Here is a 26,803-nt window from a genome sequence, read left to right as displayed (position 1 = left end):
CCGGCGGGGCGGCGGGTCAGTCGGCGGCGGGTCAGCCGGCGGCGAGCGCCGCGGCGACGAAGAGCACCAGACCGACAGTCAGGTACGCCGTGGGAGGGCGCAGCCAACCCCGGCCACTGTCGGAGAGCGCGAGTCCGCCCGTCCTGAGCCCGTACAGCCCGGTTGCGAAGATCGGCAGCCCGGCGACCAGGCAGATGCCCGCAACGACGTTGCCCGCGTCCACCGGGTCGCCCGTCACACCGGCCAGCAACACCCGCAGCGCGGGGATCTCGAAGATCAACGCCAGCAGGGCGAAGAGGGCCGCCAACGCCGGCCGGCGGGTCCGGTAGACACCGTCCGGCGCGGCGGAGTACGCCGGCGCGTCGCCCCCGCTCGGGTCGGGGCGGGGGCCGATCCCCGGCATCGGGCCGGTCGGCATGTCCAGCGGATGCGGGTGCTCCCCGCTTCCGCCCCGGGTCGGCTCGACGATCGGGTAGCCGGCGAGCGGGGCGGGCCGGCTCTGCTCGGCGGTGAGCGGGACAGGGTGGCCCTGCTCGGCGAAGGCAGCGGGCTGGCCCGGCTCGGCGGGTCTGGTCTGCCCGGCGAGCAGAGCGGCCGCAGGTGCGGCGTCCGCGATGGTCGCCGGGGGGAGGTCCCGGGCGCTGTCCGGCATGGCCGTGGTCGGTGACTCTCGGGCGGCCCGGCGGCCGGGCAGCTCCCCGGAGATCTCCGAAGGGTCCCGATCCGCCCGGCGCGAGCGGGTCGTGCGGTAACCGTCCGCGTCCGTACGCATCTCACCCAGCGGGTCGACCGCGCTGAACCGCCCCGAGTCGGCCTCGCCGGCACCGAACCGTCCCGGTTGGGCCTCGACGGCGCCGAAGCGCCCGGAGTCCGCTTCCGGCACACCACCGAAGCGGGTCGCGTCGAGCGCGCCCAGACGGGCGGAGTCCGGCTCCGACGCGCCGCCGAAGCGGCCCGCGTCCAGCGCGCTCAGGCGGACCGGGTCGGGCTCGGGCACGCCGCCGAAGCGGACCGGGTCGGGCTCGGGCACGCCGCCGAAGCGGACCGGGTCGGGCTCGCGGCGTCGGCCGACGCCGGTGTCCTCGACGGAGCGGGCGTCCTCGACGCCGCGCTGCTCGGGGATCTCGCCGTCGCGGTATCGCGGTTCGCCCGCGCCGCGCCACTCGGGCTCGCCGTACCCGCGCCCCCGCTCGTCGGGGTACCAGCGCGACTCCTGATCTTCCGGAAAGCTCCGTCGTCCGTCCACGTCAGGCACCGTATGCGACGGGCGAGGCCCGCGCCATTTCGGCCCGGCCGGGTTGATCGACGCCCCTTGGCGCCGTAGCACAGCAGGGGCTTGATCGTCCGGTCGTCCACAGAGCGACCGTCGTCCACAGGCAGGCGGTTCCGGGGTCGCGGCGCTCGGGCTCCGAGGGGCACCGTCGCGGCCATGACGAAGCGGAACCAGGCGGTCGGCGCGTACGGCGAGCGGTGCGCCGCCCGGCACCTGAGCGAGGCGGGACTACGCCCGATCGTCCGGAACTGGCGCTGTCCGGAAGGCGAGATCGACATCATCGCCTGGGACGGGCCGGTGCTCGCGTTCTGCGAGGTGAAGACGCGTCGGGGCGACGCGTTCGGCCCACCGGCCGAGGCTGTCGTACCGGCCAAGGCCCGCCGCCTGCGCGGCCTCGCCGCACGCTGGCTCGCCGAGACCGGCACGAACGCCGACGAGGTGCGGTTCGACGTGGTGTCGGTACGTCTGCCCGACACCGGTCCCGCGCGGGTCGACCACGTCAAGGGCGCGTTCTGAGATGTGCCGACGAACGGGGGACGCGTCATGAGCTACGCGAAGGTGCTCTGCGTGGGGTTGGTCGGCGTCACCGGCCATCTGGTCGAGGTCGAGGCGGACCTCGCCGCCGGCCTGCCGGCGGTGGTCATCTCCGGCCTGCCGGACACCGCCCTGCACGAGGCCCGCGACCGGGTCCGGGCGGCCGTCGTCAACTCCGGCCAACGGTGGCCCAACCGGCGCATCACGCTGAACCTGCTGCCCGCGACGCTGCCGAAGTTCGGCTCGGCGTTCGACCTGGCCATCGCCGCCGCGCTGCTCGGCGGCTCCGGCGAGCTACCGCTGCTGCCACTGGAGAACGTGGTGATCCTCGGCGAGCTGGGCCTGGACGGCACGGTCCGGCCGGTGCGCGGCGTGCTGCCGATGGTCGTCGCGGCGGCCCGGGCGGGAATCGACCGCGTGATCGTGCCGACCGACAACGCCGCCGAGGCCGCCGTCATCCCCGGCGTACGGGTACGGGCGGTGGACACGCTGCACCGGCTGGTCACCTTCGTCCGTGACGGCAGCCCGCTGATCGAGCCACCGACGGACACCCCGGCGCCGATCACCGGCGGCCCCGACCTCGCCGAGGTCGCCGGACAGCAGATGGGCCGGCGCGCGTTGGAGGTCGCCGCGGCCGGCGGGCACCACCTCGCGTTGCTGGGCCCGCCGGGAGCCGGCAAGACCATGCTGGCCGAGCGGTTGCCGTCGCTCCTGCCGGAGCTGGACGACGACGCGGCGCTGGAGGTGACCGCCCTGCACTCGGTCGCGGGGCTGCTGCCACCGGGTGGTCGGCTCCTGCGTCGTCCGCCGTTCCAGGCGCCGCACCACACGGCGACCGTCCCTTCGCTCGTCGGCGGCGGTTCCGGGCTGGCCCGCCCCGGCGCGGTGTCGCTCGCCCACCGCGGGGTGCTCTTCCTCGACGAGGCCCCCGAGTTCAGCAAAGGCGCGTTGGAGGCGCTGCGCCAGCCCCTGGAGCACGGTCGCATCCAGCTCAGTCGCAGCGGTGGCGGCACCGAGTACCCGGCCCGGACGCAGCTGGTGCTGGCCGCCAACCCGTGCCCGTGCGCGAAACCGTCCGGCGACGCGTACTGCGAGTGCACGCCGGTGGCCCGCCGCCGCTACCTGGGCCGGCTCTCGGGGCCGCTGCTCGACCGGATCGACGTGCAGGTCCGGCTGATGCCCGTACGGGCGGCGGAGCTGATGGCGTCCGGAGGTGACGTCGAGTCCTCGGCCACCGTCGCCGCCCGGGTCGCGGCGGCGCGCGGCGCGGCGGCCACCCGCTGGGCCAGCCTCGGACGGCGACTCAACGCCGAGGTGGACGGCCCGTTCCTGCGCCGCCCGCCCTGGCGACTACCGGCGCCGGTCACCGCCGAACTGCGCGCCCGGCTCGACTCCGGCTCGCTCTCGGCGCGCGGCTTCGACCGGGTGATCCGGATGGCCTGGACCATCGCGGACCTCGACGGTCGGGACCGGCCCGACCGTGAGGACGTACGAGAGGCGACCCAGCTACGGACAGGAGAGACGGCATGAGCGCCGACGAGCAGAGCAGGCTGGCCCGGGTGGCGCTGACCTGGCTGGCCGAGCCCGGCACCCGCGCGGTGCACGCGCTGGTCCAACGGCTGGGGCCGGTGGCGACGCTGGATCTGCTGCTCGACGGCGGCAGCCCCGACCGGCGGCTGGCCTCCGCCGTGACCGCCCGGATGTCGACCGGCGACGCCCGAACGGTGGCGGCCGAGGCCCTGGACCGGGCGGATCGGCTCGGCGCGCGTCTGGTCACCCCGGACGACGACGAGTGGCCGGCCCGGGTCGCCGACCTCGTCGGGCTGCGGCTGCCGGACCTGACCCGCCGCGTGGACGCGGAGACCGCTCCACCACTCTGCTTCTGGGTACGCGGCGCGTGGCCGCTCGGTGAGGCGCTGGACCGCTCGGTGGCCGTGGTCGGCGCGCGGGCAGCCACGGCCTACGGCCAGCACGTGGCCACCGACCTCGGGTACGGGCTGGCCGAGCGGGACTGGACGGTCGTCTCCGGTGGCGCGTTCGGGATCGACGCCGCCGCCCACCGGGGCGCCCTGAACGCCGAGGGCCGCACCGTGGCGGTGCTCGCCTGCGGGGTGGACCGGCCGTACCCGATGGGCAACACCGCCCTCTTCGACCGGATCGCCGACACGGGGCTGCTGGTCAGCGAGTGGCCGCCGGGCGCCGAGCCACTGCGGCCCCGGTTCCTGATCCGCAACCGGGTGATCGCTGGCGGCACGCTGGGCACCGTCGTGGTGGAGGCGTCGGCGCGCAGCGGAGCGACGCAGACCGCCCGGCGGGCCATCCACACCGGTCGGGTGGCCATGGTGGTGCCCGGGCCGGTGACCTCGGCGATGTCCGTCGGCGCGCACGAGTTGCTGCGCGAGAACGACAAGGCCCGACTGGTCACCGGCGTCGCACACGTGCTCGAGGAGGTGGGCCGGATCGGCGCGGACCTGGCCCCGCTGGCCCGTGGCCCGCAGCGGCCGACCGACGACCTGGACGACGACGCCCGGTCGGTGCTGGAGGCGTTGCCCCGCCGGGGCGCACGGGGTGTGGACACGCTCGCCGCCCGCGCCGGCCTGGACGTGCGTACCGCGCTGCGCAAACTGTCACTGCTCGAAGAACTGTCCATGGTGGTACGACGGGACGACGGCTACGCCCTCGCCCCGGTCGACAAACCCAAGGGTCCCGCCGACCGCCGGTAGACGCGGCCGCCGACGTGGCCGGCGGAGCAGAACCCTCGGCCGTACGCTGGTGCCGTGCCTGCTGCCAGCGAAGGTGCGCGTGCCGCCCGGCGGACCGCATCCGTGCCGCCGCGAGAGGCGTGGCGGCCGTGAGCCGGTCCGCCCGCGGCACCCGGGCCACTCACCAGAACCTGCCAGCGCCACTGCGGGACGCGGTCGACGACTTCGCCGGGCACCTTTCCCAGGTCCGCAACCGGTCGGAGCACACCGTCCGCGCGTACGTCACCGACGTGGTCGCGCTGCTCGACCACGCGGTGCGGATGGGTTGCCGGGACCTGGGCGAGGTCGACCTGTCGGTCCTGCGGAGCTGGTTGGCCCGGCAGCGGACCACCGGCGCCGCCCGTACGTCGCTGGCGCGTCGGGCCGCCTCGGCACGGGCGTTCAGCGCCTGGGCACACCGCGCCGGGCTGCTCGCCGCAGACGTCGGGGCCGCGCTGGCCAGCCCTCGCGCGCACCGGGAGCTGCCCGGCGTCCTGCGCGCCGACCAGGCCGCAGCGCTGCTGGAGGCGCCGACCCGGCACCCGGCAACCACACACGGCACGCCCACGACAGGACCGCCCACACACGGCACGCCCACGACAGGGTCCGCCCCCGGCGGAGAGCCCACGACGGACGGAGCCGACGCGGCGGTGGCGCTGCGCGACAGGGCGCTGCTGGAACTGCTCTACGCCACCGGCGTACGGGTCAGCGAGGCGTGCGGGTTGGACGTCGAGGACGTCGACCACGCCCGGCGCGTGATCCGGGTGTTCGGCAAGGGCCGCCGCGAGCGGTCGGTGCCGTACGGCGTGCCGGCGCAGCGGGCGCTCGACGAGTGGCTGCGGCAGGGCCGTCCCGCGCTGGTCGCCCCGCACTCGGGCGACGCGCTGCTACTCGGGGCCCGTGGCGGTCGGCTCAATCCGACCACGGCGCGTCAGATCGTCGGCGGGTACGCCGAGGCCGCCGGCCTGCCCCGGACGAGCCCGCACGGGCTGCGCCACTCCGCGGCCACCCACCTGCTGGAGGGCGGCGCCGACCTGCGCGCAGTGCAGGAGCTGCTCGGCCACTCGTCGCTGGCCAGCACGCAGATCTACACCCACGTGTCGGTGGAGCGGTTGCGCGCCGCCTACCGCCAGGCGCACCCCCGCGCCTGATCACTGGCGGGGAGGCCGGACCGCCCGACGGTTACGATCATCCGGTGAGCGTCCCGCAGCCTCCCGAGCCGATTCCGGGCGCCCGCCTGCTGTTCTCCCTGGACCCGGCGGTCAGCCACCTCAACCACGGCTCGTTCGGCGCGGTGCCGATCGGCGTGCAGCGCGCCCAGCAGCGACTGCGCGACGAGATGGAGGCCAACCCGCTGCGCTTCTTCACCCAGGGGCTCGTCGACCGGATCGCGCACACCCGGCGGCACCTCGCCGGATTCCTCGGCGCGGACCCGGAGGGCAGCGCGCTGATCGGCAACACCACCACCGGCGTCGCCGTGGTGCTCCAGTCGGTGGGCCTGCGCCCCGGTGACGAGGTGCTCAGCACCGACCACGGGTACGGGGCGGTGAGTCTGGCCATCGCGCGGGAGTGCCGCCGTACCGGCGCGGTCAGCAGGGTGCTGCCGATTCCGCTGGACGCCGGCGACGAGCAGATCGTGCAGACCATCCGGGCAGGCCTGCGTCCGGGACGGACCCGGCTGCTCGTCGTCGACCAACTCACCTCCGCCACCGCCAAGCTCTTCCCGACCGCCGCCATCGTGGCGGTGGCCCACGAGAACGGCGTGCCGGTCCTGGTGGACGCCGCGCACGCACCCGGCATGCTCGCCACCACGGTCGCCAGCATCGGCGCCGACTTCTGGGCGGGCAACCTGCACAAGTGGGGGTACGCGCCGCGCGGCACCGCTCTGCTGGCGGTCGCCCCGCAGTGGCGCGAGCGGATCGAGCCGCTGGTGGTGTCGTGGGAGCAGGAGTCCGGCTTCCCGGCCCGGGTCGAATGGCAGGCCACCCTCGACTACACCTCGTGGTTGGCCGCGCCCGCCGGGCTGTTCACGCTGCGCAGCCTCGGTGTAGACCGGGTACGGGAACACAATGCCGCGCTCGCCGCGTACGGCCAACGGGTGGTGGGGGACGCTCTGGGGGTGCCCCCCGCCCAACTGCCCGACCCCGGCGGACCGGGGGTGTCGCTGCGTCTCATCCCGCTGCCGGCCGGGACGGGCACCACGATCGACGCCGCGCGGGCGTTGCAGACGCGCATCGGCGAGCGGCTCGCCGCCGAGGTGGCGGTGATGAGCTGGGACGGCCGTGGGTGGCTGCGGCTCACCGGTCAGGTCTACAACACCGCCGACGAGTACGAGCGGCTGGCCACACGGTTGCCGGCGCTGCTCGCCCAACGCTGACCCCGCGCACCGGGTCGAGCGGGAGGAGCCGCACCGGGCCGAGGCCGAGCAGGGCGAGCGGGTCCAGGTACTCCTCGCCCCGGCGCAGGCCCCAGTGCAGGCACGCGTCTGCCGGGCAACCCGGGTGGCCGGGCAGTAGTTCGCCAAGCGGCGCGCCAGCGGCGACCGCCTGACCGGGGCGTACCCCGGGTTGCACGGGCTCGTGAGTGGTTCGGAGCCCTCCGGCGTGCCCCACGGTGACCACCGGCCGGCCGGCCACCAGACCGACGAAGAGGACGGTGCCCGGCCCGGCACTGCGGACCACGGTTCCCGCCGAGGCGGCCAGGTCGACGCCCCGGTGGCCGGAGAGCCACGGCTGCGGTGGCGGGTCGAAGCGGCGCACCAGTCGCGGTGGCCCGTCGAGCGGCCAGCGAAAGCGCTCGGCGGGAGCGGGAGCGGACGCCTCGAACGCGATCGGCACGGTCGGCGTCGGTGGCTGGCCGGGCACCGACGCCACGAGCACCGCCAGACCACAGAGCTGCACGATCAGAGCGAGGGGGAACGCCGCGCAGAGCAGCACGGTACGGCGGATCGAGGCGAGACGGGTGGCGGATGGCGATCGCATGCCGGCAGCCTCGGCCCGGAGCCGGGTCGTCCGCCAGCCCGGCCACTGAAGCTGTGGACAACAGACGGCCCTGTGGACGGCCACCCGGAGGAGGTGATGATCTGCTATGACCCGCGCAGGGCCTAGGCTGGTCGCGAGTGCGGTGAGCTGCCGCCCCACGGACCGGGAGGCTCGCATGACCACTGTCGACGACCGGGGGCCGAGCGTGGCCGACGTGAGCGGCCCGTCCCGGCTCGCCGAGCCGGACGAGGCGATCAGCGCCGACGAGTTGCAGTTGGCGGCCCGCAACCACGGCCTTCCGCTGGAGGCGCTGCGCTACGACGTCACCCCCGCCGGGCTGCACTACCTGCTGATCCACTACGACATCCCGGAGCTGGACCCGGCGACGCACGCGCTCACCGTCGGCGGGGCGGTCGAGCGGCCGTTGACCGTCGGTCTGTCCGAGCTGCGGGAGCGGCCCCGGGTCACCCACCGGGTCACCCTGGAGTGCGCCGGCAACGGACGCGCCCTGCTGCACCCCCGGCCGGTGAGCCAGCCGTGGCTGGTCGAGGCGGTCGGCAACGCCGAGTGGACGGGTACGCCGTTGGCGCCACTGCTGCGCGAGGCGGGCCTCGGCCCGGACGCGCTGGATGTGGTCTTCACCGGCGCCGATCACGGTGTCGAGCGCGGGGTCGAGCAGGACTACCAGCGGGCGCTGCCGGTGGCCGACGCGCTGCGCGAGGAGGTGCTGCTGGCGTACGAGATGAACGGCGCCCCCCTGCTGCCACAGCACGGCGCTCCGCTCCGGCTGATCGTGCCGGGCTGGTACGGCATGGCACACGTCAAGTGGCTGCACTCGATCGAGGTGCGGACCACGCCGTTCGACGGCTACCAGAACGCGGTGGCCTACCGACTGCGCCGCGACGCGGACGACCCGGGCGAGCCGGTCACCCGGATCGAGCCGCGTGCCCTGGTCCGCCCACCGGGCTTTCCCGACTTCATGACGCGCCGACGGGTGCTGCCGGCCGGACCGTGCACGGTGGACGGTCGGGCCTGGTCTGGGCACGCGCCGGTGGTGGCGGTGGAGGTGAGCGTCGACGGCGGGGCGAGCTGGGCGCAGGCCAAGCTGGACCCGGCGACGGGTGGGGAGTTCGCCTGGCGACGGTGGCGGTACGAGTGGACGGCGACGCCGGGCCGGTACGTGCTCAGCGCACGGGCGACCGACGCGTCCGGGCGGACCCAGCCGGTCGAGCAGCCGTGGAATCGTGGTGGCTTCGCCAACAACCTGGTGCAGCGCGTCGAGGTCGTGGTGCCCGCCGAGTGACCGCCACGGGTGGGGGCCCGTGGCGCGACAGGAGCGCGGTCAGCTGCCGAAGCCGGAGTCGGCGGGCAGGGAGATGTCGGGCTTCTCCAGCTCTTCGACGTTGACGTCCTTGAAGGTCATCACTCGGACGTTCTTCACGAAGCGGGCGGGGCGGTACATGTCCCATACCCAGGCGTCGTGCATCTCGACCTCGAAGTAGACCTCGCCGTCGGAGTTGCGCACGTGCAGGTCGACCTGATTGGCCAGGTAGAACCGACGCTCGGTCTCCACCACGTAGGAGAACTGGCGGACAATGTCGCGGTACTCCCGGTAGAGCTGCAGCTCCATCTCGGTCTCGTACTTCTCGAGATCTTCCGCGCTCATCGCACTCCGCCTTCCATGACCACATCTTCCCCCACGGGCGTCGAAGGCCGAGGCTGCTCGCCCAACGCCACGCCGACGGTACCCCCTGACGCCCCGGAGTGCCCCATCGGCTCGTCCGAGCCCGGGTCGACTGGTCGCCGGGCGCGCGGTGGCCGGCCGTCCCGGCCGGAGACCGTGGCGACATTGACGTACGAGAAGCGGTGTTCCCGGCACGGCCCGTGCTCGCGCAGCGCCGCGCTGTGCTCCGGAGTGATGTAGCCCTTGTGCTCGGCGAAGCCGTACGCCGGGTACACCCCGTCCAACTCCACCATGATCCGGTCCCGGGTGACCTTGGCGAGCACGCTGGCCGCCGCCACGCAGGCGGCCACCCGGTCGCCCTTCCACACCGCCAGCCCCGGCACCCCCAGGCCGTCCACGCCGAAGCCGTCGGTCAGCACGTACTCCGGTCGGGTGGTGAGCGAGGCGAGCGCCCGCCGCATCGCGGCCAGGTTGCACACGTGCAGCCCTCGGGCGTCGACCTCGTCGGCGGGGATGATCACCACGGCGTACGCCAGGGCACGGTCCACGACCTCGGCGTACACCCGCTCCCGGCTGGCCGGGGTGAGCAGCTTGGAGTCGGCGAGCCCGTCGATCTCGCCGCGCCGCCCCTCCGGGAGTATGGCCGCGGCGGCGACCAGCGGCCCGGCGCACGCGCCCCGGCCGGCCTCGTCGGCGCCGGCCACGTGCCGGAAGCCGCGCCGCTGCAACGCCCGCTCCAGCGCGTAGAGCCCGGCCTCGCGACGAACGACGGTACGCGGCGGGGTCAGCACGACGCCTCGGCGGCCGGCGGCAGGAGCCGGGCCAGCAGGTCGGGCAGCTCGGCTGGGTAGTACCGCTCGCCGCTGGCGGCCAACTCGGTGGGCAGCCACCAGCGGTGACCGGCGATGCTGCGCTGCTCGACGTCGCTGAAGCCGGTGGTGTCGACCTGCCACGCCGGGATGCGGAGCAGGAAGAAGTCCTGCTCCTGGCGGTACCAGTCGCCGTCGAACGGGAACTCGGTGGCGTCGGACCAGACCGGCTCACCCAGCTCGGCCGGATCGACCCGCAGCCCGGTCTCCTCGGCCAACTCCCGCACCGCGCCGGACGACGGGGACTCGCCCTCGTCGAGCCCGCCGCCCGGGGTGAACCAGTAACGGTGTTCCGGGCGGGCCGGATCGAAGCCGTGGAACAGCAGGATCCGGCCGGCCGCGTCGACCAGCAGCACCCGCGCCCCGCGTCGAAGGGTGTAGGCACGGTCGGCGTTGTCCGCCGCCGGACCCGTACGGTCGCTCCTCACGGTCACCGCACCAGCCTGCCAGACGGGCGGCCGATCGCCCATGCCCCCGCCGGTTCTACGGCTTGGGAATGCCGTCGAACTGGTCGGGCACCGTCAGCCAGGTGGCCCGGTTGACGGGCCAGAAGACGGTGAACGCCCGCCCGACGACCTCGCTCTCGGGGATGGTTGCCTCGGTGATGTTCTGGCTGGACTGCTGCCAGTGCTCCAGCGAGTCACCCGAGGCGGACCGGTGGTCGCCCATCACCCACAGCCGACCCTTCGGCACGGTGATGTCGAACTCCTGGTCGGCCGCCTTGTCCTGGACCCCGTCGATGGAGAAGATGTACGGCTCGTCGAGCGACTTGCCGTTGATCATCAGGCGCTCCTGCGGGTCGCAGCAGACCACGTGGTCGCCGCCGACGCCGATCACCCGCTTGATGAAGTCCTCGCCGTCGGGGTTGCCACTCCACTCGGTGGGGGCCTTGAACACGATCACCTCGCCGCGGTGCGGTGACCGGAAGTCGTAGACCAGCTTGTTGACCAACACCCGGTCATCGATCTTGAGAGTGTTCTCCATGGACGGGGACGGGATGAAGAAGGTCTGCAGCACGAAGGCGCGGACCAGCACCGCGACCAGGATCGCCACACCCAGCAGGATCGGCAGCTCCTTCCAGAAGGAGCTACGCGGCTTGTCGGTCTGCTCGTCAATCACGCCAAGGAGCCTACGTTGCCGGGCCGGACGTCACCGTCCGGAACGCGCGGGAACCCCTCAGCGCGACCGTCAACGGGAGTATCAGCAGCACACCGCCCTGCGGGGACGGGCGGGTCGGCGGCACACCGGACGAGGCCGTGGCCGGCGCGGCCACGTCGTCGAACGTCGCCGGCACCGACAGCGCCGCCCAGCGCGACGAGGGCCAGACCACCATGAACGCCCGGCCGACGACGTTGTCGATCGGCACCGGCCCCTGGCAGCGCGCGTCCTGGGAAACCTCGCGGTGGTCGCCCATGACGAAGATCTGACCCGGGGGTACGACCACCTCGTCGAAGCGCCGCGAGCGGCACTCCTGCGGGTTCGGCGGCAGGTCCAGTGGCGAGTCACGCAGCACGTACGACTCGTCGAGCGGGGTCCCGTTCACGGTGACCCGGCCCTGCGAGTCGCAGCACTTGACGCGGTCGCCGGGCACGCCGATCACCCGCTTGATGAAGTCCTTCTCGCCGGGGCGGCTCACCCCGACCAGGTCCCCGACGGTCCGGGCGAGCTTGCCGGCGAACCCGGGCTCGGGCTGCTGGTCGACCTGCGGCGCCCACCGGTCGGTGCCCCGGAACACCACCACCTCGCCGCGCACCGGGTCACGGACGTCGTAGACGACCTTGTTGACCAGCACCCGGTCCCCGATCAGGAGGGTGTCCTCCATCGAACCGGACGGGATGAAGAACGCCTGGAGCAGGAACGTGCGGATCAACACCGCGAGACAGAAGGCCACCACCAGCAGCAGTGGAAGTTCCTGCCAGAGGGGCATCTGACGCCGGGTGCGGCGAACCCGCCGGCGCCACGGATCGACAGTGCCGTCCTCGTCAAGCGTCTGCACCACGCCACTCCCCGGTCCGCAGAAACACCACCGCCCGGGAGCCTCGTCGAGGCTCCACGGGCGGTTGTGGACGGCTGCCCGCCTCGTGGGCGGGGCCACCGCCTGGCTGCGCCCGTACGACCAGGGTAGTGCGGTCCGGTCGGTACGGCATACGCGCAGCTCAGGCGGCGTGGCGAGCGGGAAGTCAGCTGGGCTGCTTCTCCCGCTTCTCCTTGATCTTGGCCTTCTTGCCGCGCAGCTCGCGCAGGTAGTAGAGCTTGGCGCGACGCACGTCACCGCGGGTCACGACCTCGATCCGGTCGATGCCCGGGCCGTTGAGCGGGTAGGTCCGCTCGACACCGACACCGAAGCTGACCTTGCGGACCGAGAAGGTCTCGCGCAGACCGTCACCCTGGCGGCGGATCACGACGCCCTGGAAGATCTGGACACGGGACCGGTTGCCCTCGACGACCCGCGCGTGCACCTTGACGGTGTCACCGGCACGGAAGTCGGGGAGGTCGGTCCGCTTCGACTGGGCGTCAAGGGCGTCCAGGATGTTCATCGCTGCGTCCTCGTAAGGCTCACGGCGCACCGTCACTCGGTGCGCGGGTGGGTGATTCTGATCCCCGGGTGGTGGTCGGCGAGCCGACCCCGGTCGGGGATCCTCGCAGCCGCCCACGGGCGCGGACGGATGCGGCAACCCCTCTACTTTGCCACATCCCCCGGCGGTGGTTGAAATCCGGCCCGTTCCAGCGCCGCGATGTCCCGTTTGTCGAGCCGATCGGCGGGCAACGCGGCCAGCAGGTCCGGGCGTCGGGCTGCCGTCCGCAGCAGCCCCTCCTCGCGCCGCCAGCGCGCGATCTTGCCGTGGTCCCCGGAGCGGAGCACGTCCGGCACGTCGTGCCCGCGCCAGCTCGGCGGCTTCGTGTAGATCGGCGCCTCAAGCAGCCCGTGCGCGTGCGACTCCTCGTCCAGCGAGCCGGCGTTGCCCAGCACCCCGGGCAGCAGTCGGGTGACCGCCTCCAGGACGACCAGCACGGCGACCTCGCCGCCGAAGAGCACGTAGTCACCGAGCGACACCTCGGTGACCGGCATGCGGGTGGCGGCGTGCGTCAGGACCCGCTGGTCGATCCCCTCGTACCGGCCGCAGGCGAAGAGCAGGTGCGGCTCGGCGGCCAGCTCGTGGGCCATGGCCTGGGTGAACGGCACGCCGGCCGGCGACGGCACCAGCAGCCGGGGCGAGCGCGTCGAGCGCCGCACCCCACGGCTCGGGCTTCATCACCATCCCCGGGCCGCCGCCGTAGGGGGTGTCGTCGACCGTGCGGTGCACGTCGTGGGTCCAGGTCCGCAGGTCGTGCACGGCAAGCTGGAGTACGCCGTTGGCCCGGGCACGGCCGATCAGCGACAGGTCCAGCGGGGCGAAGTACTCCGGGAAGATCGACACGACGTCGACGCGCATGCGGGGTGGTCCTAAAGATCGAGCAGTCCGGCCGGCGGGTCGACGATGACGCGTCCACCGGCCAGGTCGACCTCCGGGACGATCGCCCGGACGAACGGGATCAGCGCGGTACGCCCCTCGGGCCGTCGCAGCACCAGCAGGTCGGACGAGGGCGCGTGGTCGATCCGGGCGACCTCGCCCAGACGTTCGCCGGACGGGGTGACCACCGCCAGACCGACCAACTGGTGGTCGTGGAACTCCTCCGGGTCCTCCGGAGGCTCGACGTCGGCGCTGTCCACCACGAGCAGGGTGCCGCGCAGCGCCTCGGCGGTGTTCCGGTCCAGGATCCCGTCGAAGGCGACGAGCATCCGGCCCTGGTGGAACCGGGATTCCTCGATGGTCAGCTCGGCCGGAACCCGGAACACCACGCCCGGTCCGTCCGCCGGCACCGGCGGCGGAGCCGCCCCCGGCTCAGTGCGCAGCACTGTACCGGGGGCGAACCGCGCTTCGGGCTCGTCCGTCCGCACTTCCACGGTGACCTCACCGCGGACACCGTGCGGCTTGCCGATCCTTCCGACGACGAGCTGCATCAGTACGAGTCGACGATGTCGACGCGTACTCCGCGCCCACCGATGGAGCCGATCACCTGACGCAGCGCCTTGGCGGTCCGGCCGGACCGCCCGATCACCGTGCCGAGGTCCTCGGGGTGCACGCGGACTTCCAGCCGCTTACCCCGACGGGAATCGACCATCCGGACCCGGACGTCGTCCGGGTGGTCGACGATGCCCTTGACCAGGTGCTCCAACGCGGGACGCAGCGGCATGTCAGGCCTGCTCACCGGCGTCGGCAGCGGGGGTCTCGGCCGGAGCCTCGGTCGCCGGGGCCTCAGCGGCCGGCGCCTCGGCGGCCTTGGCGGCCTTCTTGGCCGGCTTGGCCGGGGTCTCCGGGGCCAGCCCGGCGGCGGCCTTCGCCTCGGCCTCGTACGCCGCCTTGCGGTCGGCCCGCTCGGGGGCGACCTTCAGCGGCGGCGGGGCCGGCAGGCCCTTGAACTTCTGCCAGTCACCGGTCAGCTCCAGCAGCCGCTGCACCGCCTCGCTCGGCTGGGCGCCGACGGACAGCCAGTACTGGACCCGCTCCGACTTGACCTCGATGACCGAAGGGTCCTCCTTCGGCTGGTACACCCCGACGAACTCGATCGCCCGGCCGTCGCGCTTGGTGCGGGAGTCGGCGATGACGATGCGGTACTGCGGGTTGCGGATCTTGCCCATCCGCAGGAGCCGGATCTTTACGGCCACAGTTGTTTCGCTCCTGTTGCGATCTCACCAGCCCGCTACGGGCGGTGTGCATGGGTGAGCGCCGACCGGCACAGTGGGGTTGGGCCGGAGACAACTCGGTGGACTGGCGACGCGCCCGGGTTAGAGGGCGCCGGACGCGCGCCGGATACCAGCGACCTATTCTGCCAGATCCGACGCCGATCGTTCGCATCGGACCCGGAGACCACGTCACCGGTGATCCGGAACACCTCTCAGCGCACCGGCGGGCGATCCCACCCTAGGGGCAGTTTGTCCGGCACGTCCCAATCTGCGGGCGGGGTGAAGTCACACCAGGTGCCGTCGAACGGGAACACACCGGCCTCGGCGAGCGCGATCACCCGCTCCCCCTCGGCCCGGACCGCCTTCTCGTCGGTCACCCAGTAGTCGTCGCCGAAGGCGAGCCGCTCGACGAACTCGTCCTCGTCCTTCCACTGCCAGCTGAGGTCCGGGCGCACCACCACGTCGAGGTCCTGGTCCACCACGTCGACGCCGGCCACCGAGCCGTCGTCCCAACGGACGCCGGGCTCCTCCAGGTTGACGTACCAGTGGGCGAACCGACCTTGCGCGTTCCGGAACCACCACACCGAATGCGCCGCGCCCGTGGGCAGGAACTTCAACAGCGGCGGACCGTTCCAGTGGCCGTGCGCCAACCGGTACGACGACGAGACCCACTGGGCGAACGGCATCGCCCGCATGTTCAGCCCCGCCTCGGTGACCTCGTGGGCCACGGGCGAGTCCCGGGCGATCCACACCAGTAGGCCCCGCTCGTCGTCGCTGACCACCCGCCCCGGGCGCACCCAGCCGATCCGGCCGTGCCGCACGTTGCGGTGCATGATCAGCCGACCCGGCTGGAACCGGTCGACCAGCACGTCAGTAAGCGCGGGCGAGGATGGCCACCAGGTCGGGCTCGTCCTCCGAGTCCGGCACCGAGCCGTCGGCCCGCAGCAGGCAGCGCACCGTCACGCCCTGGCCGTTCGCCTCGGCCTCGCCGGCCACCCCGACCACCGACCACGGCACCATGGCCCAGCCGGTGGCGGCCGCCTCGATCGCCTCGGCCAGGGTCGACACCTCGACCGTGCGCGACGTGCGGTGGGCCAGCGCCTGGTCGTGCAGCACCTGCTGGTCGGCCTCCAGCGCCGCCAGCACCGCGCCGACCACGTCGGCCACCGGCGTCGGAGACTTCGATCCGTCGGTACGACGAACCACCGTCGCGTTACCGACGGCCAGGTCGCGGGGGCCGACCTCGACGCGTACCGGATAACCGCGCAGCTCGGCGTCGACGGCCCGGCGGCCGAACGCGGTGTCGGTCCGGTCGTCGAGCGCGACCCGGACACCGGCGTCGCGCAGGCCGTCGCGCAGCTTCGCCGCCGCCTCCGCGACGCCCTCGCCGTCCTTGACAACCATGATGTACGCCTGGATGGGCGCCAGCCGCGGCGGCACCCGCAGGCCGTTGTCGTCGCCGTGCGCCATGATCAGGCCGCCGAGCATCCGGGTCGACGTGCCCCAGGAGGTCGTCCAGGCGTGCTCCCGGCCGCCCTCCTTGGCCGAGTAGCTGATGTCGAACGCCTTGGCGAAGTTCTGCCCCAGCTCGTGGCTGGTGCCCAGCTGGAGCGCCTTGCCGTCGCCCATCATGCCTTCGCAGGTGTACGTGGCGGTCGCCCCGGCGAACCGCTCACGGGCCGTCTTCAGGCCCACCACCACCGGAATGCCCAGCACGTTGACCATCAGGTCCTCGTACGCCTCGTGCAGGATCCGCCGCGCATAGGCGCGGGCGTCCTCGCGGGTCGCGTGCGCGGTGTGCCCCTCCTGCCAGAGGAACTCACTGGTCCGCAGGAAGATCCGCGGGCGCAGCTCCCACCGGACCACGTTCGCCCACTGATTGAGCAGCAGCGGCAGGTCCCGGTACGAGTCGATCCACTTGGCCATGAACTCGCCGATCACCGTCTCGCTGGTGGGACGCACCACCACCGGCTCGGCGAGCTGCTTGCCACCACCGTGGGTGACGACCGCCAGCTCCGGCGAGAAGCCCTCGACGTGCTCGGCCTCGCGCTTGAGGTAGCTCTCCGGGATGAACAGCGGGAAGTACGCGTTCTCCGCGCCCGCCGCCTTGATCCGGTCGTCCATCTCGGCCTGCATCCGCTCCCAGATGGCGTAGCCGGCCGGTCGGATGACCATGGTCCCCCGGACCGGGCCGTTGTCGGCCAGCTTCGCCTTGGCGATCAGGTCCTGGTACCAGCGGGGAAAGTCCTCCGCACGGGGAGTGAGCACGCGTGCCATGACCGCACATCCTATGCGCCAGGTGCGGGGCCGCCGCGCCCGGGAGGCGTCGACACCCCCACCTGCCGGCATTCGCGCCCCACGCCCACGCCCCAGGCCCACGCCCACGCCCCACGCCCCACGCCCCACGCCCCACGCCCCACGCCCCACGCCCAAGATCCTCACAACATCACCGATGTTGCTGCCTCAGACGCGCCGGAAGCAGCAACATCGGGGGTCTTGCGCGGATCTTGGGTGGCAAGATCGCGCTACAACCAGGATGTAGTGGGATCCCGCGAGGTCGAGACCACTACATCCTGGATCGAGCGCGATCTTGCGCGGCCCAGCGCGCCCCAGACTGTCTGGGCCCGCCCGTGATCCCCGCCCGGTCGGTCCAGATCGGTGCGAGGGAGTGGCCAGCACGGCCCAGCGCGCAAGACCCAGCGCGGACCCGGCGCGGCCAGCGCGGAGACGGCCCACCGCGCAAGACCCAGCGCGGACCCGGCGCGGCCAGCGCGGAGACGGCCCACCGCGCAAGGCCCAGCGCGGAGGGGTCAGCGCGGAGGGGCCAGCGCGGAGGGGTCAGCGCACCACTCGGCCGCGCAGGATCGTGCGGGACGGGGCACGGACGACCCGCAGGTCGCGGCGGGGGTCCTCGGGGTAGACCGTCAGGTCGGCCAGACCGCCTTCGACCAGCCCCGGAAAGCCGAGCCACTCCCGGGCGCCCCAGGAGGCGGCGGCGAGTACGTCCTCGGCCGGCATGCCGGCCCGCTCGTGCAGTAGCAGCATTTCTTCGGCGGCCAGCCCGTGGTCGATGCCACCGCCGGCGTCCGTGCCCACGTAGATCGGCACGCCCGCCTCGTGGGCGGCCCGCACCACCTCCGGGAAGCGGTCGCGCAGCGCGAGCATGTGTTCGGCGTACCCGGGGAACTTGGCTCGCGCCTGCTCGGCGATTCCGCCGAAGGTCGCGATGTTGATCATTGTGGGGACGAGCGCCGTGCCCTGGCGGGCCATCTCGTCGATCAGGTCGAGGCTCAGGCCGGTGCCGTGCTCGACCGAGTCCACACCGGCGCGCACCATGATCTCGACGGCGGACTCGGAGAAGGTGTGCACCGCGGCGCGTACCCCGGCGTCGTGCGCGGCCCGCACGGCGGCGGTGAGGGTGTCCGCGTCCCAGGCCGGCGCGAGGTCGCCCACGCCCCGGTCGATCCAGTCGCCGACCAGCTTGACCCAGCCGTTGCCGGCCTTCGCCTGGGCGGCCACCGTCGCGGCCACATCGGCGGCGTCGACCTCGACGCCGATGTCCCGCAGGTAGCGCTTCGGCGGGGCGACGTGCCGGCCCGCGCGGGCCAGTCGCGGCAGGTCGGGTTCGTCGTCCAGCTCGGGGTACGGGTACGGCGAGCCGGCGTCGCGGATCGCCAGCACCCCGGCGTCCCGGTCGACGTGGGCCAGCTCGCGGGCCTGGCCGAGCGAGGTGATCGGGGCCCCACCTCGGGCGATGCCGAGGTGGCAGTGCGCGTCGACCAGCCCCGGCAGCACGAACCCGCCGTCGACGACGGTCTCCGCGTCGGGTACCGGGGTGAAGGTCACCCGGTCGCCGACCAGCCAGAGGTCCCGGACCTCGTCGTCGGGGAGCAGCACGCCGCGCACATGAAGGGCCATGCGCACAGTCCTACCCGATCACTCCCCGTCGGGGGCGAGCAGGTCGTTCTTCCGGCTGGTCAGCGCCGGATCAGTCGCCCGTCGTCACCGGCACGCGTCAGCGCGGGCCCTTGTCGCCACCCTTGCCGAGCTTGTTGAAGTCGATCTTCGGAAGCTTGAAACCGGGCGGCAGGCCCTGGCCGGCGGCGAGATCGTTCGGGTCCATCCCCGGCGGGAGCTGCGGCATGCCACCGGGGAAGCCGGCCGGCATGCCGGCGCCGGTACGCGGACGACCGCCGCCCTTGGTGCCCTTGCGCTTGTTCTTCGGGCTCTTGGTGGCCTTGCGCCGGCCGCCGCCGGGGAGGCCCATCATGCCGCCCATCTGCTTCATCATCTTCTGCGCGTCGGCGAAGCGGTTGAGCAGCTGGTTGACGTCCATGACGGTGACACCGGAGCCGTTGGCGATGCGCGCCCGGCGGGAGCCGTTGATGATCTTCGGATTGTTGCGCTCGCCCGGGGTCATCGACCGGATGATCGCGGTGACCCGGTCGAAGTGGCTGTCGTCCAGCTCGGCGAGCTGGTCCTTCATCTGCCCCATGCCCGGCATCATGGCCAGCACGTTGGCGATCGGGCCCATCCGCCGTACCGCGATGAGCTGGTCGAGGAAGTCGTCGAGCGTGAACTGCTCGCCGCCCATCAGCTTCGCGGTCATCTTCTCCTTCTGATCGGAGTCGAAGGCCTGCTCGGCCTGCTCGATCAGAGTGAGGACGTCGCCCATGCCGAGGATCCGGCTGGCCATCCGGTCGGGGTGGAAGACGTCGAAGTCCTCCAACTTCTCACCGGTGGACGCGAAGAGGATCGGCTGCCCGGTGACCTCGCGAACCGACAGCGCGGCACCACCACGGGCGTCGCCGTCGAGCTTCGAGAGCACGACACCGGTGATGCCGACGCCGTCGCGGAACGCCTCGGCGGTGCGGACGGCGTCCTGACCGACCATCGCGTCGATGACGAAGATGACCTCGTCCGGCGAGACGGCGTCGCGGATGTCGGCCGCCTGCTGCATCATCTCGGCGTCGATACCGAGTCGACCGGCGGTGTCGACGATGACGATGTCGCGGGCGGCGCGCTTGGCGTGCTCGATCGACGCGCGGGCCACCTGCACCGGGTCGCCGGTGCCGTTGCCGGGCTCCGGGGCGTACACCTCGACCCCGGCCCGACCACCGAGCACCTGGAGCTGCCCGACGGCGTTGGGGCGCTGGAGGTCGGCGGCGACCAGCAGCGGCTGGTGCCCCTGGCCCTTGAGCCAGCGGGCCAGCTTGCCGGCGAGGGTGGTCTTACCGGAACCCTGGAGGCCGGCCAGCATGATCACCGTGGGCGGTTGCTTGGCGAACTGGAGCCGTCGCCCCTCACCGCCGAGCACCTTGATCAGCTCTTCGTTGACGATCTTGATGATCTGCTGGGCCGGGTTCAGCGCCTGGGAGACCTCGGCGCTGCGGGCGCGCTCCTTGACGGCCGCGATGAAGCCCTTGACCACCGGCAGCGCAACGTCCGCCTCCAGCAGCGCGAGGCGGATCTCGCGCGCGGTGGCGTCGATGTCGGCGTCGGTGAGCCGTCCCTTGCCGCGGAGCTTGGTGAAGATCCCGGACAGGCGGTCACTCAAGGTGTCAAACACGCGAACATCCCGTTTGTCAGTGTTCCGGCGGGCACAACGCGGCCGGCACTGCGGAGTCCGGCCACCGCTAGGGTAGCCGCCCGGCCGCACGGCCGCTGGCGGCCCGCCCTCACCCCGAGACCAAGCCCGATTGGTACGCGAAGACGACGAGCTGGGCCCGGTCCCGGGCTGCCAGCTTGCCCATCGCCCGGCTGACGTGTGTCCGGGCGGTCGCCGGGCTGACCACCAACCGGGCGGCGATCTCCTCGTTGTTCAGTCCCTCCCCGACCAGGCCAACCACCTGGCGTTCCCGGTCGGTGAGCGTGTCCAGTCGGGGGTGCGGACGGGGTGCCCGCGACGGCCGGTTGGCGAACTCCCGCACCACCCGGCGGGTCACCGACGGCGACAGCAGCGCCTCCCCCTCGGCGACCAGCCGGATCGCGCGCAGCAGCTCCGGCGGCCGGGTGTCCTTGGTGAGGAATCCGCTCGCGCCGTGGCGCAGCGCGTCGAAGACGTACTCGTCCAGCTCGAAGGTCGTGAGCACCACCACCCGCGTACCGGTCAGGTCGGGATCGGCGACGATCCGCCGGGTCGCCTCGATCCCGTCGATGCCCGGCATCCGGATGTCCATCAGGACGACGTCCGGCCGCTCCCGCCGGGCCAGCTCGACCGCCCGTAACCCGTCGGCGGCCTCACCGGCGAGCGCCAGGTCGTCCTCGCTCTCCACCAGCGCGCGCAGCCCGAGGCGGACCAGGTCCTGGTCGTCGGCGATCAGCACCCGGATCACGGGGACGGCTCCACCGGCAGCCGGGCCCACACGCGGAACCCGCCCGCCGGACGCGGTCCGACCGTCAACTGCCCGCCCAGCGCCGCCACCCGCTCCCGCATGCCGGCCAGCCCATGTCCCTCCGCCTGGCCGTGACCGTCGGCGAGGCCGGCGGGCAGCTCGGGTTCGTCGGCCGCGTCGAACCGACCGGCGGCGCCGACGCCCCGATCGGTGACCTCGACGGTCACCTCGTCGGCCCGGTAGGCCACGGTCACCTCGGCATGCGCCACCCCGGCGTGCCGCAGCACGTTCGTCAACGCCTCCTGCACCACCCGGTACGCCGCCAGGTCGACCGCCGCCGGCAACTCCCGCGGGACACCGGCCAGGCGCAGGTCGACGGCGAGACCGGCACCCGCCAGGCGGTCGCGCAGTGCGGGGAGCCGCGCCAGACCGGGCACGGGCTCACGCCCCGCGCCCCGCCGCACCGCACCCAACGTGACCCGCAGCTCGTCAAGCGCCTCCCGGCTGGTGCGGCTGATGGCGGTCAGCGCGATCTCCGCCTGCTCCGGCCGTTTCGGCAGCAGGTGCAGGGCGATGTCCGCCTGCATGCTGATCGCGGCCAACCCGTGCCCCACCACGTCGTGCACCTCCTGGGCGATGCGCAGCCGCTCCTCGTCGGCCTGCCGCCGACCCTGCTCGGCGCGCTCACGGGCCTCCTCGGCTCGGGTACGGGAGGCCGCCTCCCGGCTGACCCGCACCACCACACCCACCGCGAACGGTACGACCACCCAGGCCGACGCGGGGAGCACTCCGGTCCAGCCCGGCGCGGGGCCGCGCGAGGCGAAGACATGCGCCAGCAGCACCACGAACGCGCCGCTGCTGGCGAGCGCCGCCGGACGCACCGGCAGTCCCACCGCCACGGTGTACACCGCGAGCAGGAACGCGAGCAGAATCGGCCCGTACGGGTAGCCGAGCACCAGGTACGTCGAGGTGGCCACGCTGACCACGGCGAGGGTCGCCACGGGAGCACGCCGTCGAAGCAGCAGGGCGAGCGCGGCGAGTGCGATAAGCGTCCGGCAGAGGGCGTCAACCGGCATCGAACCCGGCTGGTTGTCCCCGGCCAGGTCGGTGGCGAGCAGCCCGAACACGAGCAGCGCCAGGACGAGTACGGCGTCGACCGCCGCCCCCCGCCACCTGGTCCATCGCATGGCCGTCATTCTGCCCGCGCGAACGCCACCGGGCGTGCGTCCGCAAGCGGCACCGCGGCTACGCTCCCGGACGTACCCGTCGACTCCAGATCGCCGAAGTCGGGGTATCCGGGGTGGGTTGATGCCCCCATCTCGGCGAACTCGCGTCGATCACGCCGAATTACCCGGTCAGACGGCGGCGAGGACGGCGGCCTCCAGGCGGGCCCGGGTGGCGTCGTCCGGCCAGCCGCCCACGAGGTAGAAGGCGTCGACGACGTCCGCGCCGAGGGTCGAGATCCGTGCGGCCCGGACCAACGCGCCCGCCTCGTCGAGCGCGCCGGCCACCCGGTACAGCAGCCCGGCGGCGTCGGCCGCGCGAAGTTCGAGCAGGACGGCGTCGGTGGCCGCCTCGCGGTGCCAGACGACCCGGGGCGGCGCCGCTGCCCCGGGCGGCGAGCGCACGACCCCGCAGCCGTTGGGTGACGGACACGTCGCCGGCGACCGCGCGGCGCAGATCGGCGCGGAGCGGGACCGGGTCGGCCGGTAGGCCGTAGCGGGGTTGCACCCGGCACTCGACGAGCGCTCGGCCGTCGACCACGGAGGCGTCGGCGGAGAGCACCTCCAGTCGGTGCAGGGCGAGGCAGCCGGCCACCGTGGCGAGCAGTCCCCGCCGGTCGGCGGCGGCCACCGCCACCCGGTCTCCGGTGAGGTGTACGACCGGCAGCGGCCCGGCCAGCAGCGCCGGGTCCGGGGCCGGGGCTCGGGCAGCACGCCGGTGTCCAGGGCGGTACGGACGCGGGCGACCAGTTCGGCGACGAGTCGGCCCTTCCAGTCCGACCAGGCGGCCGGGCCGGTGGCGGCGGCGTCGGCGCGGACGAGGGCGTGCAGCAGATCGAGCGTGCCGGTGTCGCCCACCGCCCCGGCGACCGACGCGATGGTCACCGGGTCGGCGAGGTCCCGCCGGGTGGCCACGTCCGGCAGGAGCAGGTGCAGCCGGACGAGCGTGCCGATCAGCGCCACCTCCGGGGCGGGCAGCCCGACGCGGGTCGCCACCGTCTCGGCGAGCGGCACCCCGACGGTGCTGTGGTCGCCGGGCAGGCCCTTGCCGATGTCGTGCAGCAGGGCGCCGAGCAGCAGCAGGTCGGGACGGTCCACCTCGCGGGCGTGCCGGCTGGCCTCGTGGGCGGCCTGCACGAGGTGCCGGTCGAGGGTGTAGCGGTGCACGGGGTTGTGCTGGGGCAGGCTGCGCAGCCGGGTCCACTCGGGCAGCCAGCCGTCCACCAGCCCGTACCTGTCACAGGTTTCCCAGGCCGGCACCAGACCGGGACCGGCGCCCAGCAGCGTGGTGAGCGCGGCCCGGGCCTCGGCCGGCCAGGGCGCGGGCAGCGGAGGGCAGTACGCGGCCAGCCACTCGCAGGTGGCCCGCGCGATCGGCAGCCGGGTGGTGGCCGCCGCGGCGGCCACGCGCAGGGACAGGCTCGGGTCGGGACGTGCGCCGATCGCCGTCCGGGCCAGCACCAACTCCCCGTCGTGCTCGACCACGTCCCGGGCCACGGGCCGGCGCACGGGAGCGCCGTTCCCACCCCGGGAACGGCCCGAGCGCAGCCGGTCGGCCGCGCGGAAGGCGTCGTCGAGGGCGTGGCTGACCGTGCGCGCGTCCCCGGCCACCCGCCGCAGGAGGGCGTCGCCGTCTTCCAGGCCGAGCAGCGCGGCGACGCCGTCGCGTTCCTGGGCGACCAGTCGGTCGACGCGGCGGCCGACCTGCTGGTGCAGGGCGTCGCGCGTGTCCAGCAGCCGCAGGTGGGCGGCGCGGACGGCGGGGCGCAGCGCGTCGGTGATGCCGGCGGCGGAGATCGCGCGCAGCAACCCCACGTCGCGCAGCCCGCCAGCGGCCTCCTTGAGATCGCCTTCCAGGAGGAAGGCCAGCTCGCCGTGCGCCTGCCAACGGGCGACGGTGATCTCACGCAGACCCGGGAGCTGCCGCACGGCGGTCCGTCGCCAGTGGTCGGCGGCGGTGCGGGTCAGGGCCTCGGCGAGGGTCTGGTCACCGGCCACCAGGCGGGCGTCGAGCAGCCCGAGGGCGACCTTGACGTCGTCCTGGGCCACCGAAAGGGCCTCGGAGACGGTCCGTACAGAGTGGTCGAGGCGCAGTCCGGCGTCCCAGATCGGGTACCAGACCTTGGCGGCCAACTCGTCCGTGCCGGGCACCCCGGCGTGCAGCAGCACCAGGTCGAGGTCGCCGTAGGGGGCGCACTGCCGCCGCCCCAGGCCCCCGACGGCCATCAGCGCGACACCGTCGCGCGCGGGCAGCAGCCCCCGCAGGAACTCGTCGTACGCGGCCGCCCGCCCCACCCGGGCGGCCTCCCCGATCCCCCCGGGTACGCCGACGACCTCGTTGATCAAGAGGTTCGCGTCACCGTTCTCGGCGTTGCCTGACGCGTTCTTCTTGATCAACGAGGTCATGTCGTCGCGATCCGGATCAGAGGGCGTCGAGGCCGCGCTCGCCGGTACGCACCCGGACGACCTCCTCGACACCGGTGACCCAGACCTTGCCGTCGCCGATCTTGCCCGTACGGGCGGCGCCGACGATGGCGTCCACGATCTTTTCCACGTCGATCTCGTCGGTGAGCACCTCGACCCGGATCTTGGGCAGGAACTCGACCGTGTACTCGGCACCCCGGTAGACCTCGGTGTGCCCCTTCTGCCGTCCGTACCCCTGGACCTCACTGACGGTCAGCCCGGCCACGCCCAGGGCGTGCAGAGCCTCCTTCACCGCGTCCAGCTGGTACGGCTTGATGACCGCGGTCACCAGCTTCATGTCCAACCCCTCCATCTAAGGAACGTTAACCGGCGACCTTGGCGCTGACCGGCTCGGTGGACTCGGTCTCGGGAGCGGCGGTGCTCGACGCGCCGCCGGGGGTGCCGATGCCGGCCATCGCGAACGCGCCGCCCGTGCCGCCACCGGACGGGGACAGGTCGTAGCTGCTCTCGGCGTGCTCGGCGATGTCGATGCCCTCGACCTCGGCCTCGTTCTTGACGCGGAAGCCGATCGTCTTCTCGATGACGAAGGCGAGCACCCAGGCGATGCCGAACGACCACGCGGTGACGATCAGACCGGCCAGGGCCTGCCGGCCGAGCTGGGTCACGCCGCCACCGTAGAACAGGCCGTCGGACGCGCCGACCACGTCGCTGATCGCGGCGTTGACCGAGTTGGTGGCGAACAGGCCGAGCCAGAGCGAGCCGATCCAGCCACCGACGAAGTGCACGCCGACCACGTCGAGCGAGTCGTCGTAGCCCAGCTTGTACTTCAGGCTGACGGCGAGGGCGCACACGATGCCGGCGACGATGCCGAGCAGGACGGACGCCCACGGGGCGATGAAGCCACAGGCCGGGGTGATGGCGACCAGGCCGGCGATGGCGCCGGACGAGGCGCCGACCATCGTCGGCTTACGGTCCTTGATCCACTCGACCGCGATCCAGCCGAGCACCGCGGCAGCGGTGGCGAGCTGGGTGTTGATGAAGGCGAGACCGGCGACCCCGTCGACGGTCAGCTCCGAACCGGCGTTGAACCCGAACCATCCGAACCACAGCAGACCGGCGCCGAGCGCGACGAGCGGGATGTTGTGCGGCTTCATGCCCTCGCGGGGCCAGCCGAGACGCTTGCCGAGCACCAGGGCCACAGCCAGGGCCGCCGCACCGGCGTTGATGTGCACCGCGGTACCGCCGGCGAAGTCCAGCGCGTGGATGTCACCGCCGATGATGCCGCCGCCCCACACCCAGTGGGCGACCGGGAAGTAGACCAGGGTGGCCCAGCCGAACGCGAACAGCAGCCAGCCGGCGAACTTGGCCCGGTCGGCGATGGCGCCGCTGATCAGCGCGACGGTGATCACGGCGAAGACCATCTGGAAGGCCATGAACACGTAGAGCGGGATGCCGATGCCGCTGGGGTTCTCCGTCGTGGCGCCCCACAGGTCGGTCTCGGCGAGGAAGGTCTTGGTGCCCAGGTACGCGCCCGGGTCGCCCCAGAAGCCGTTCACGTCGGTCCCGAAGGCGACGCTGAAGCCGTAAAACCACCACAGAATAGAGATGAGCCCGATGGCGGAGAAGCTCATCATCATCATGTTGAGTACGCCCTTGGCCCGGTTGAGGCCGCCGTAGAACAGCGCCAGTCCCGGGGTCATGAGCAGCACGAGCGCGGTCGAAACCAGCAGCCACGTAGTATTGGCGCCGTCGATCGTCGGTGCTTCAGGCACGCTGGCCTCCTAAAGGTGAAGTCCTCCTTCGCGGCTTTCCGGGGCAGCGTCGCCCGTAGGCCGGTTGCGCGGAAGCTTTGTTGCCGGCTGTTTCACCCAGGGTCCCGTGCGGGTTTCCAATTCGTGACGGGTTGTTTCGTACGTGTCACGGAGTCCGCACAGTCGGCAGCATGGACAATGGTGGATCGTTCGGACGGCGTACGTCGATGGCTGACCGGCCAGGCCCATCGACCGGTCCGCT

General features: G+C 73.0%; 25 protein-coding genes and 2 pseudogenes. 6 read left to right on the top strand and 21 right to left on the bottom strand.

Annotation, left to right across the window (positions count from 1 at the left end):
• Positions 1 to 31: 31 nt before the first annotated feature.
• On the bottom strand, positions 32 to 1,246 hold the full coding sequence (locus tag ACQP0N_RS07320; protein ID WP_433118622.1) for a hypothetical protein: 1,215 nt from the start codon (positions 1,244 to 1,246) through the stop codon (positions 32 to 34).
• Positions 1,247 to 1,429: 183 nt separating this feature from the next.
• Here ACQP0N_RS07320 and ACQP0N_RS07315 point away from each other — a divergent pair, with 183 nt between their 5' ends.
• From ACQP0N_RS07315 to ACQP0N_RS07295, 5 genes are all read left to right on the top strand, one after another.
• Positions 1,430 to 1,789: a YraN family protein gene (locus ACQP0N_RS07315; protein ID WP_355051587.1), complete on the top strand. Its 360-nt coding sequence runs from the start codon at positions 1,430 to 1,432 to the stop codon at positions 1,787 to 1,789.
• 27 nt (positions 1,790 to 1,816) lie between these two features.
• Positions 1,817 to 3,337 carry a YifB family Mg chelatase-like AAA ATPase gene (locus ACQP0N_RS07310; RefSeq protein ID WP_433118620.1) on the top strand — a complete coding sequence of 507 codons (1,521 nt, stop codon included), beginning with the start codon at positions 1,817 to 1,819 and terminating at the stop codon, positions 3,335 to 3,337.
• The gene (gene dprA, locus ACQP0N_RS07305; protein ID WP_433118618.1) at positions 3,334 to 4,530 is read left to right on the top strand and encodes a DNA-processing protein DprA; all 1,197 of its coding nucleotides are present in this window, start codon (positions 3,334 to 3,336) and stop codon (positions 4,528 to 4,530) included. The genes ACQP0N_RS07310 and dprA overlap by 4 nt, the downstream gene beginning before the upstream one ends.
• 128 nt (positions 4,531 to 4,658) lie before the next feature.
• Positions 4,659 to 5,699, top strand: coding sequence for a tyrosine recombinase XerC (locus tag ACQP0N_RS07300; protein WP_433118616.1), 1,041 nt, complete (start codon positions 4,659 to 4,661; stop codon positions 5,697 to 5,699).
• Between the two features lie 44 nt (positions 5,700 to 5,743).
• Positions 5,744 to 6,925, top strand: a complete 1,182-nt coding sequence (locus ACQP0N_RS07295; RefSeq protein ID WP_433118614.1) for an aminotransferase class V-fold PLP-dependent enzyme — start codon at positions 5,744 to 5,746, stop codon at positions 6,923 to 6,925.
• Here the strand turns inward: ACQP0N_RS07295 and ACQP0N_RS07290 are convergent.
• Positions 6,846 to 7,529, bottom strand: a complete 684-nt coding sequence (locus ACQP0N_RS07290) for a M23 family metallopeptidase (protein ID WP_433118612.1) — start codon at positions 7,527 to 7,529, stop codon at positions 6,846 to 6,848. The two genes, ACQP0N_RS07295 and ACQP0N_RS07290, sit on opposite strands and share 80 nt — an antisense overlap.
• Before the next feature lie 175 nt (positions 7,530 to 7,704).
• Here ACQP0N_RS07290 and ACQP0N_RS07285 point away from each other — a divergent pair, with 175 nt between their 5' ends.
• Positions 7,705 to 8,832 (top strand): sulfite oxidase, encoded by a 1,128-nt coding sequence (locus ACQP0N_RS07285; protein ID WP_433118610.1) that lies wholly within the window; start codon positions 7,705 to 7,707, stop codon positions 8,830 to 8,832.
• Between the two features lie 39 nt (positions 8,833 to 8,871).
• On the opposite strand, the gene ACQP0N_RS07280 is transcribed toward ACQP0N_RS07285, so the two are convergent.
• The 19 genes and pseudogenes from ACQP0N_RS07280 to ACQP0N_RS07190 all read right to left on the bottom strand — a co-directional run bounded on the left by ACQP0N_RS07280 (position 8,872) and on the right by ACQP0N_RS07190 (position 26,562).
• Positions 8,872 to 9,195, bottom strand: coding sequence for a DUF2469 domain-containing protein (locus ACQP0N_RS07280; protein ID WP_011905215.1), 324 nt, complete (start codon positions 9,193 to 9,195; stop codon positions 8,872 to 8,874).
• Positions 9,192 to 10,004, bottom strand: a complete 813-nt coding sequence (locus ACQP0N_RS07275; protein ID WP_433118608.1) for a ribonuclease HII — start codon at positions 10,002 to 10,004, stop codon at positions 9,192 to 9,194. The genes ACQP0N_RS07280 and ACQP0N_RS07275 overlap by 4 nt, the downstream gene beginning before the upstream one ends.
• Entirely contained in the window at positions 9,998 to 10,516 is a 519-nt protein-coding gene (locus ACQP0N_RS07270; protein WP_433118606.1) for an NUDIX hydrolase, read from the bottom strand. Before ACQP0N_RS07270 ends, ACQP0N_RS07275 begins: the two co-directional genes overlap by 7 nt.
• 49 nt (positions 10,517 to 10,565) lie before the next feature.
• Entirely contained in the window at positions 10,566 to 11,201 is a 636-nt protein-coding gene (lepB, locus tag ACQP0N_RS07265) for a signal peptidase I (RefSeq protein WP_433118605.1), read from the bottom strand.
• A gap of 10 nt (positions 11,202 to 11,211) precedes the next feature.
• Positions 11,212 to 12,081: a signal peptidase I gene (gene lepB, locus ACQP0N_RS07260; RefSeq protein ID WP_355051576.1), complete on the bottom strand. Its 870-nt coding sequence runs from the start codon at positions 12,079 to 12,081 to the stop codon at positions 11,212 to 11,214.
• A 181-nt stretch (positions 12,082 to 12,262) separates the two neighbouring features.
• A complete protein-coding gene (gene rplS / locus ACQP0N_RS07255) occupies positions 12,263 to 12,619 on the bottom strand; it encodes a 50S ribosomal protein L19 (protein WP_030335223.1) in 357 nt (118 codons plus the stop codon).
• A 143-nt stretch (positions 12,620 to 12,762) separates the two neighbouring features.
• Positions 12,763 to 13,516 (bottom strand): annotated as a pseudogene (trmD, locus tag ACQP0N_RS07250) (tRNA (guanosine(37)-N1)-methyltransferase TrmD).
• Positions 13,517 to 13,527: 11 nt separating this feature from the next.
• The gene (rimM, locus tag ACQP0N_RS07245) at positions 13,528 to 14,085 is read right to left on the bottom strand and encodes a ribosome maturation factor RimM (protein WP_433118602.1); all 558 of its coding nucleotides are present in this window, start codon (positions 14,083 to 14,085) and stop codon (positions 13,528 to 13,530) included.
• Positions 14,085 to 14,345, bottom strand: a complete 261-nt coding sequence (locus ACQP0N_RS07240) for an RNA-binding protein (RefSeq protein WP_172862164.1) — start codon at positions 14,343 to 14,345, stop codon at positions 14,085 to 14,087. Before ACQP0N_RS07240 ends, rimM begins: the two co-directional genes overlap by 1 nt.
• Positions 14,320 to 14,790, bottom strand: a complete 471-nt coding sequence (rpsP, locus tag ACQP0N_RS07235; RefSeq protein ID WP_355051573.1) for a 30S ribosomal protein S16 — start codon at positions 14,788 to 14,790, stop codon at positions 14,320 to 14,322. The genes ACQP0N_RS07240 and rpsP overlap by 26 nt, the downstream gene beginning before the upstream one ends.
• Before the next feature lie 230 nt (positions 14,791 to 15,020).
• Positions 15,021 to 15,641, bottom strand: coding sequence for a DUF402 domain-containing protein (locus tag ACQP0N_RS07230; protein WP_433121488.1), 621 nt, complete (start codon positions 15,639 to 15,641; stop codon positions 15,021 to 15,023).
• 37 nt (positions 15,642 to 15,678) lie between these two features.
• Positions 15,679 to 17,085, bottom strand: a complete 1,407-nt coding sequence (gene proS / locus ACQP0N_RS07225; RefSeq protein ID WP_433118600.1) for a proline--tRNA ligase — start codon at positions 17,083 to 17,085, stop codon at positions 15,679 to 15,681.
• Between the two features lie 561 nt (positions 17,086 to 17,646).
• Positions 17,647 to 18,726: an amidohydrolase family protein gene (locus tag ACQP0N_RS07220; RefSeq protein ID WP_433118598.1), complete on the bottom strand. Its 1,080-nt coding sequence runs from the start codon at positions 18,724 to 18,726 to the stop codon at positions 17,647 to 17,649.
• 97 nt (positions 18,727 to 18,823) lie between these two features.
• Positions 18,824 to 20,377, bottom strand: coding sequence for a signal recognition particle protein (ffh, locus tag ACQP0N_RS07215; RefSeq protein WP_433118596.1), 1,554 nt, complete (start codon positions 20,375 to 20,377; stop codon positions 18,824 to 18,826).
• Positions 20,378 to 20,486: 109 nt separating this feature from the next.
• Positions 20,487 to 21,143, bottom strand: coding sequence for a response regulator transcription factor (locus ACQP0N_RS07210; RefSeq protein ID WP_355051567.1), 657 nt, complete (start codon positions 21,141 to 21,143; stop codon positions 20,487 to 20,489).
• Positions 21,140 to 22,330, bottom strand: a complete 1,191-nt coding sequence (locus tag ACQP0N_RS07205; protein WP_433118594.1) for a sensor histidine kinase — start codon at positions 22,328 to 22,330, stop codon at positions 21,140 to 21,142. The genes ACQP0N_RS07210 and ACQP0N_RS07205 overlap by 4 nt, the downstream gene beginning before the upstream one ends.
• A 168-nt stretch (positions 22,331 to 22,498) precedes the next feature.
• Positions 22,499 to 24,772 (bottom strand): annotated as a pseudogene (locus tag ACQP0N_RS07200) ([protein-PII] uridylyltransferase).
• Positions 24,773 to 24,788: 16 nt separating this feature from the next.
• Positions 24,789 to 25,127 carry a P-II family nitrogen regulator gene (locus tag ACQP0N_RS07195; protein ID WP_007456507.1) on the bottom strand — a complete coding sequence of 113 codons (339 nt, stop codon included), beginning with the start codon at positions 25,125 to 25,127 and terminating at the stop codon, positions 24,789 to 24,791.
• Positions 25,128 to 25,152: 25 nt separating this feature from the next.
• Positions 25,153 to 26,562 carry an ammonium transporter gene (locus ACQP0N_RS07190; protein ID WP_433118592.1) on the bottom strand — a complete coding sequence of 470 codons (1,410 nt, stop codon included), beginning with the start codon at positions 26,560 to 26,562 and terminating at the stop codon, positions 25,153 to 25,155.
• Between the last annotated feature and the right edge of the window lie 241 nt (positions 26,563 to 26,803).

The organism is Micromonospora sp. CA-246542 (assembly GCF_050942905.1).
Classification (GTDB): Bacteria; Actinomycetota; Actinomycetes; order Mycobacteriales; family Micromonosporaceae; genus Micromonospora.
Note: the sequence above shows the minus strand (reverse complement) of the source record. Positions and strands in the feature narration are given on the sequence as shown.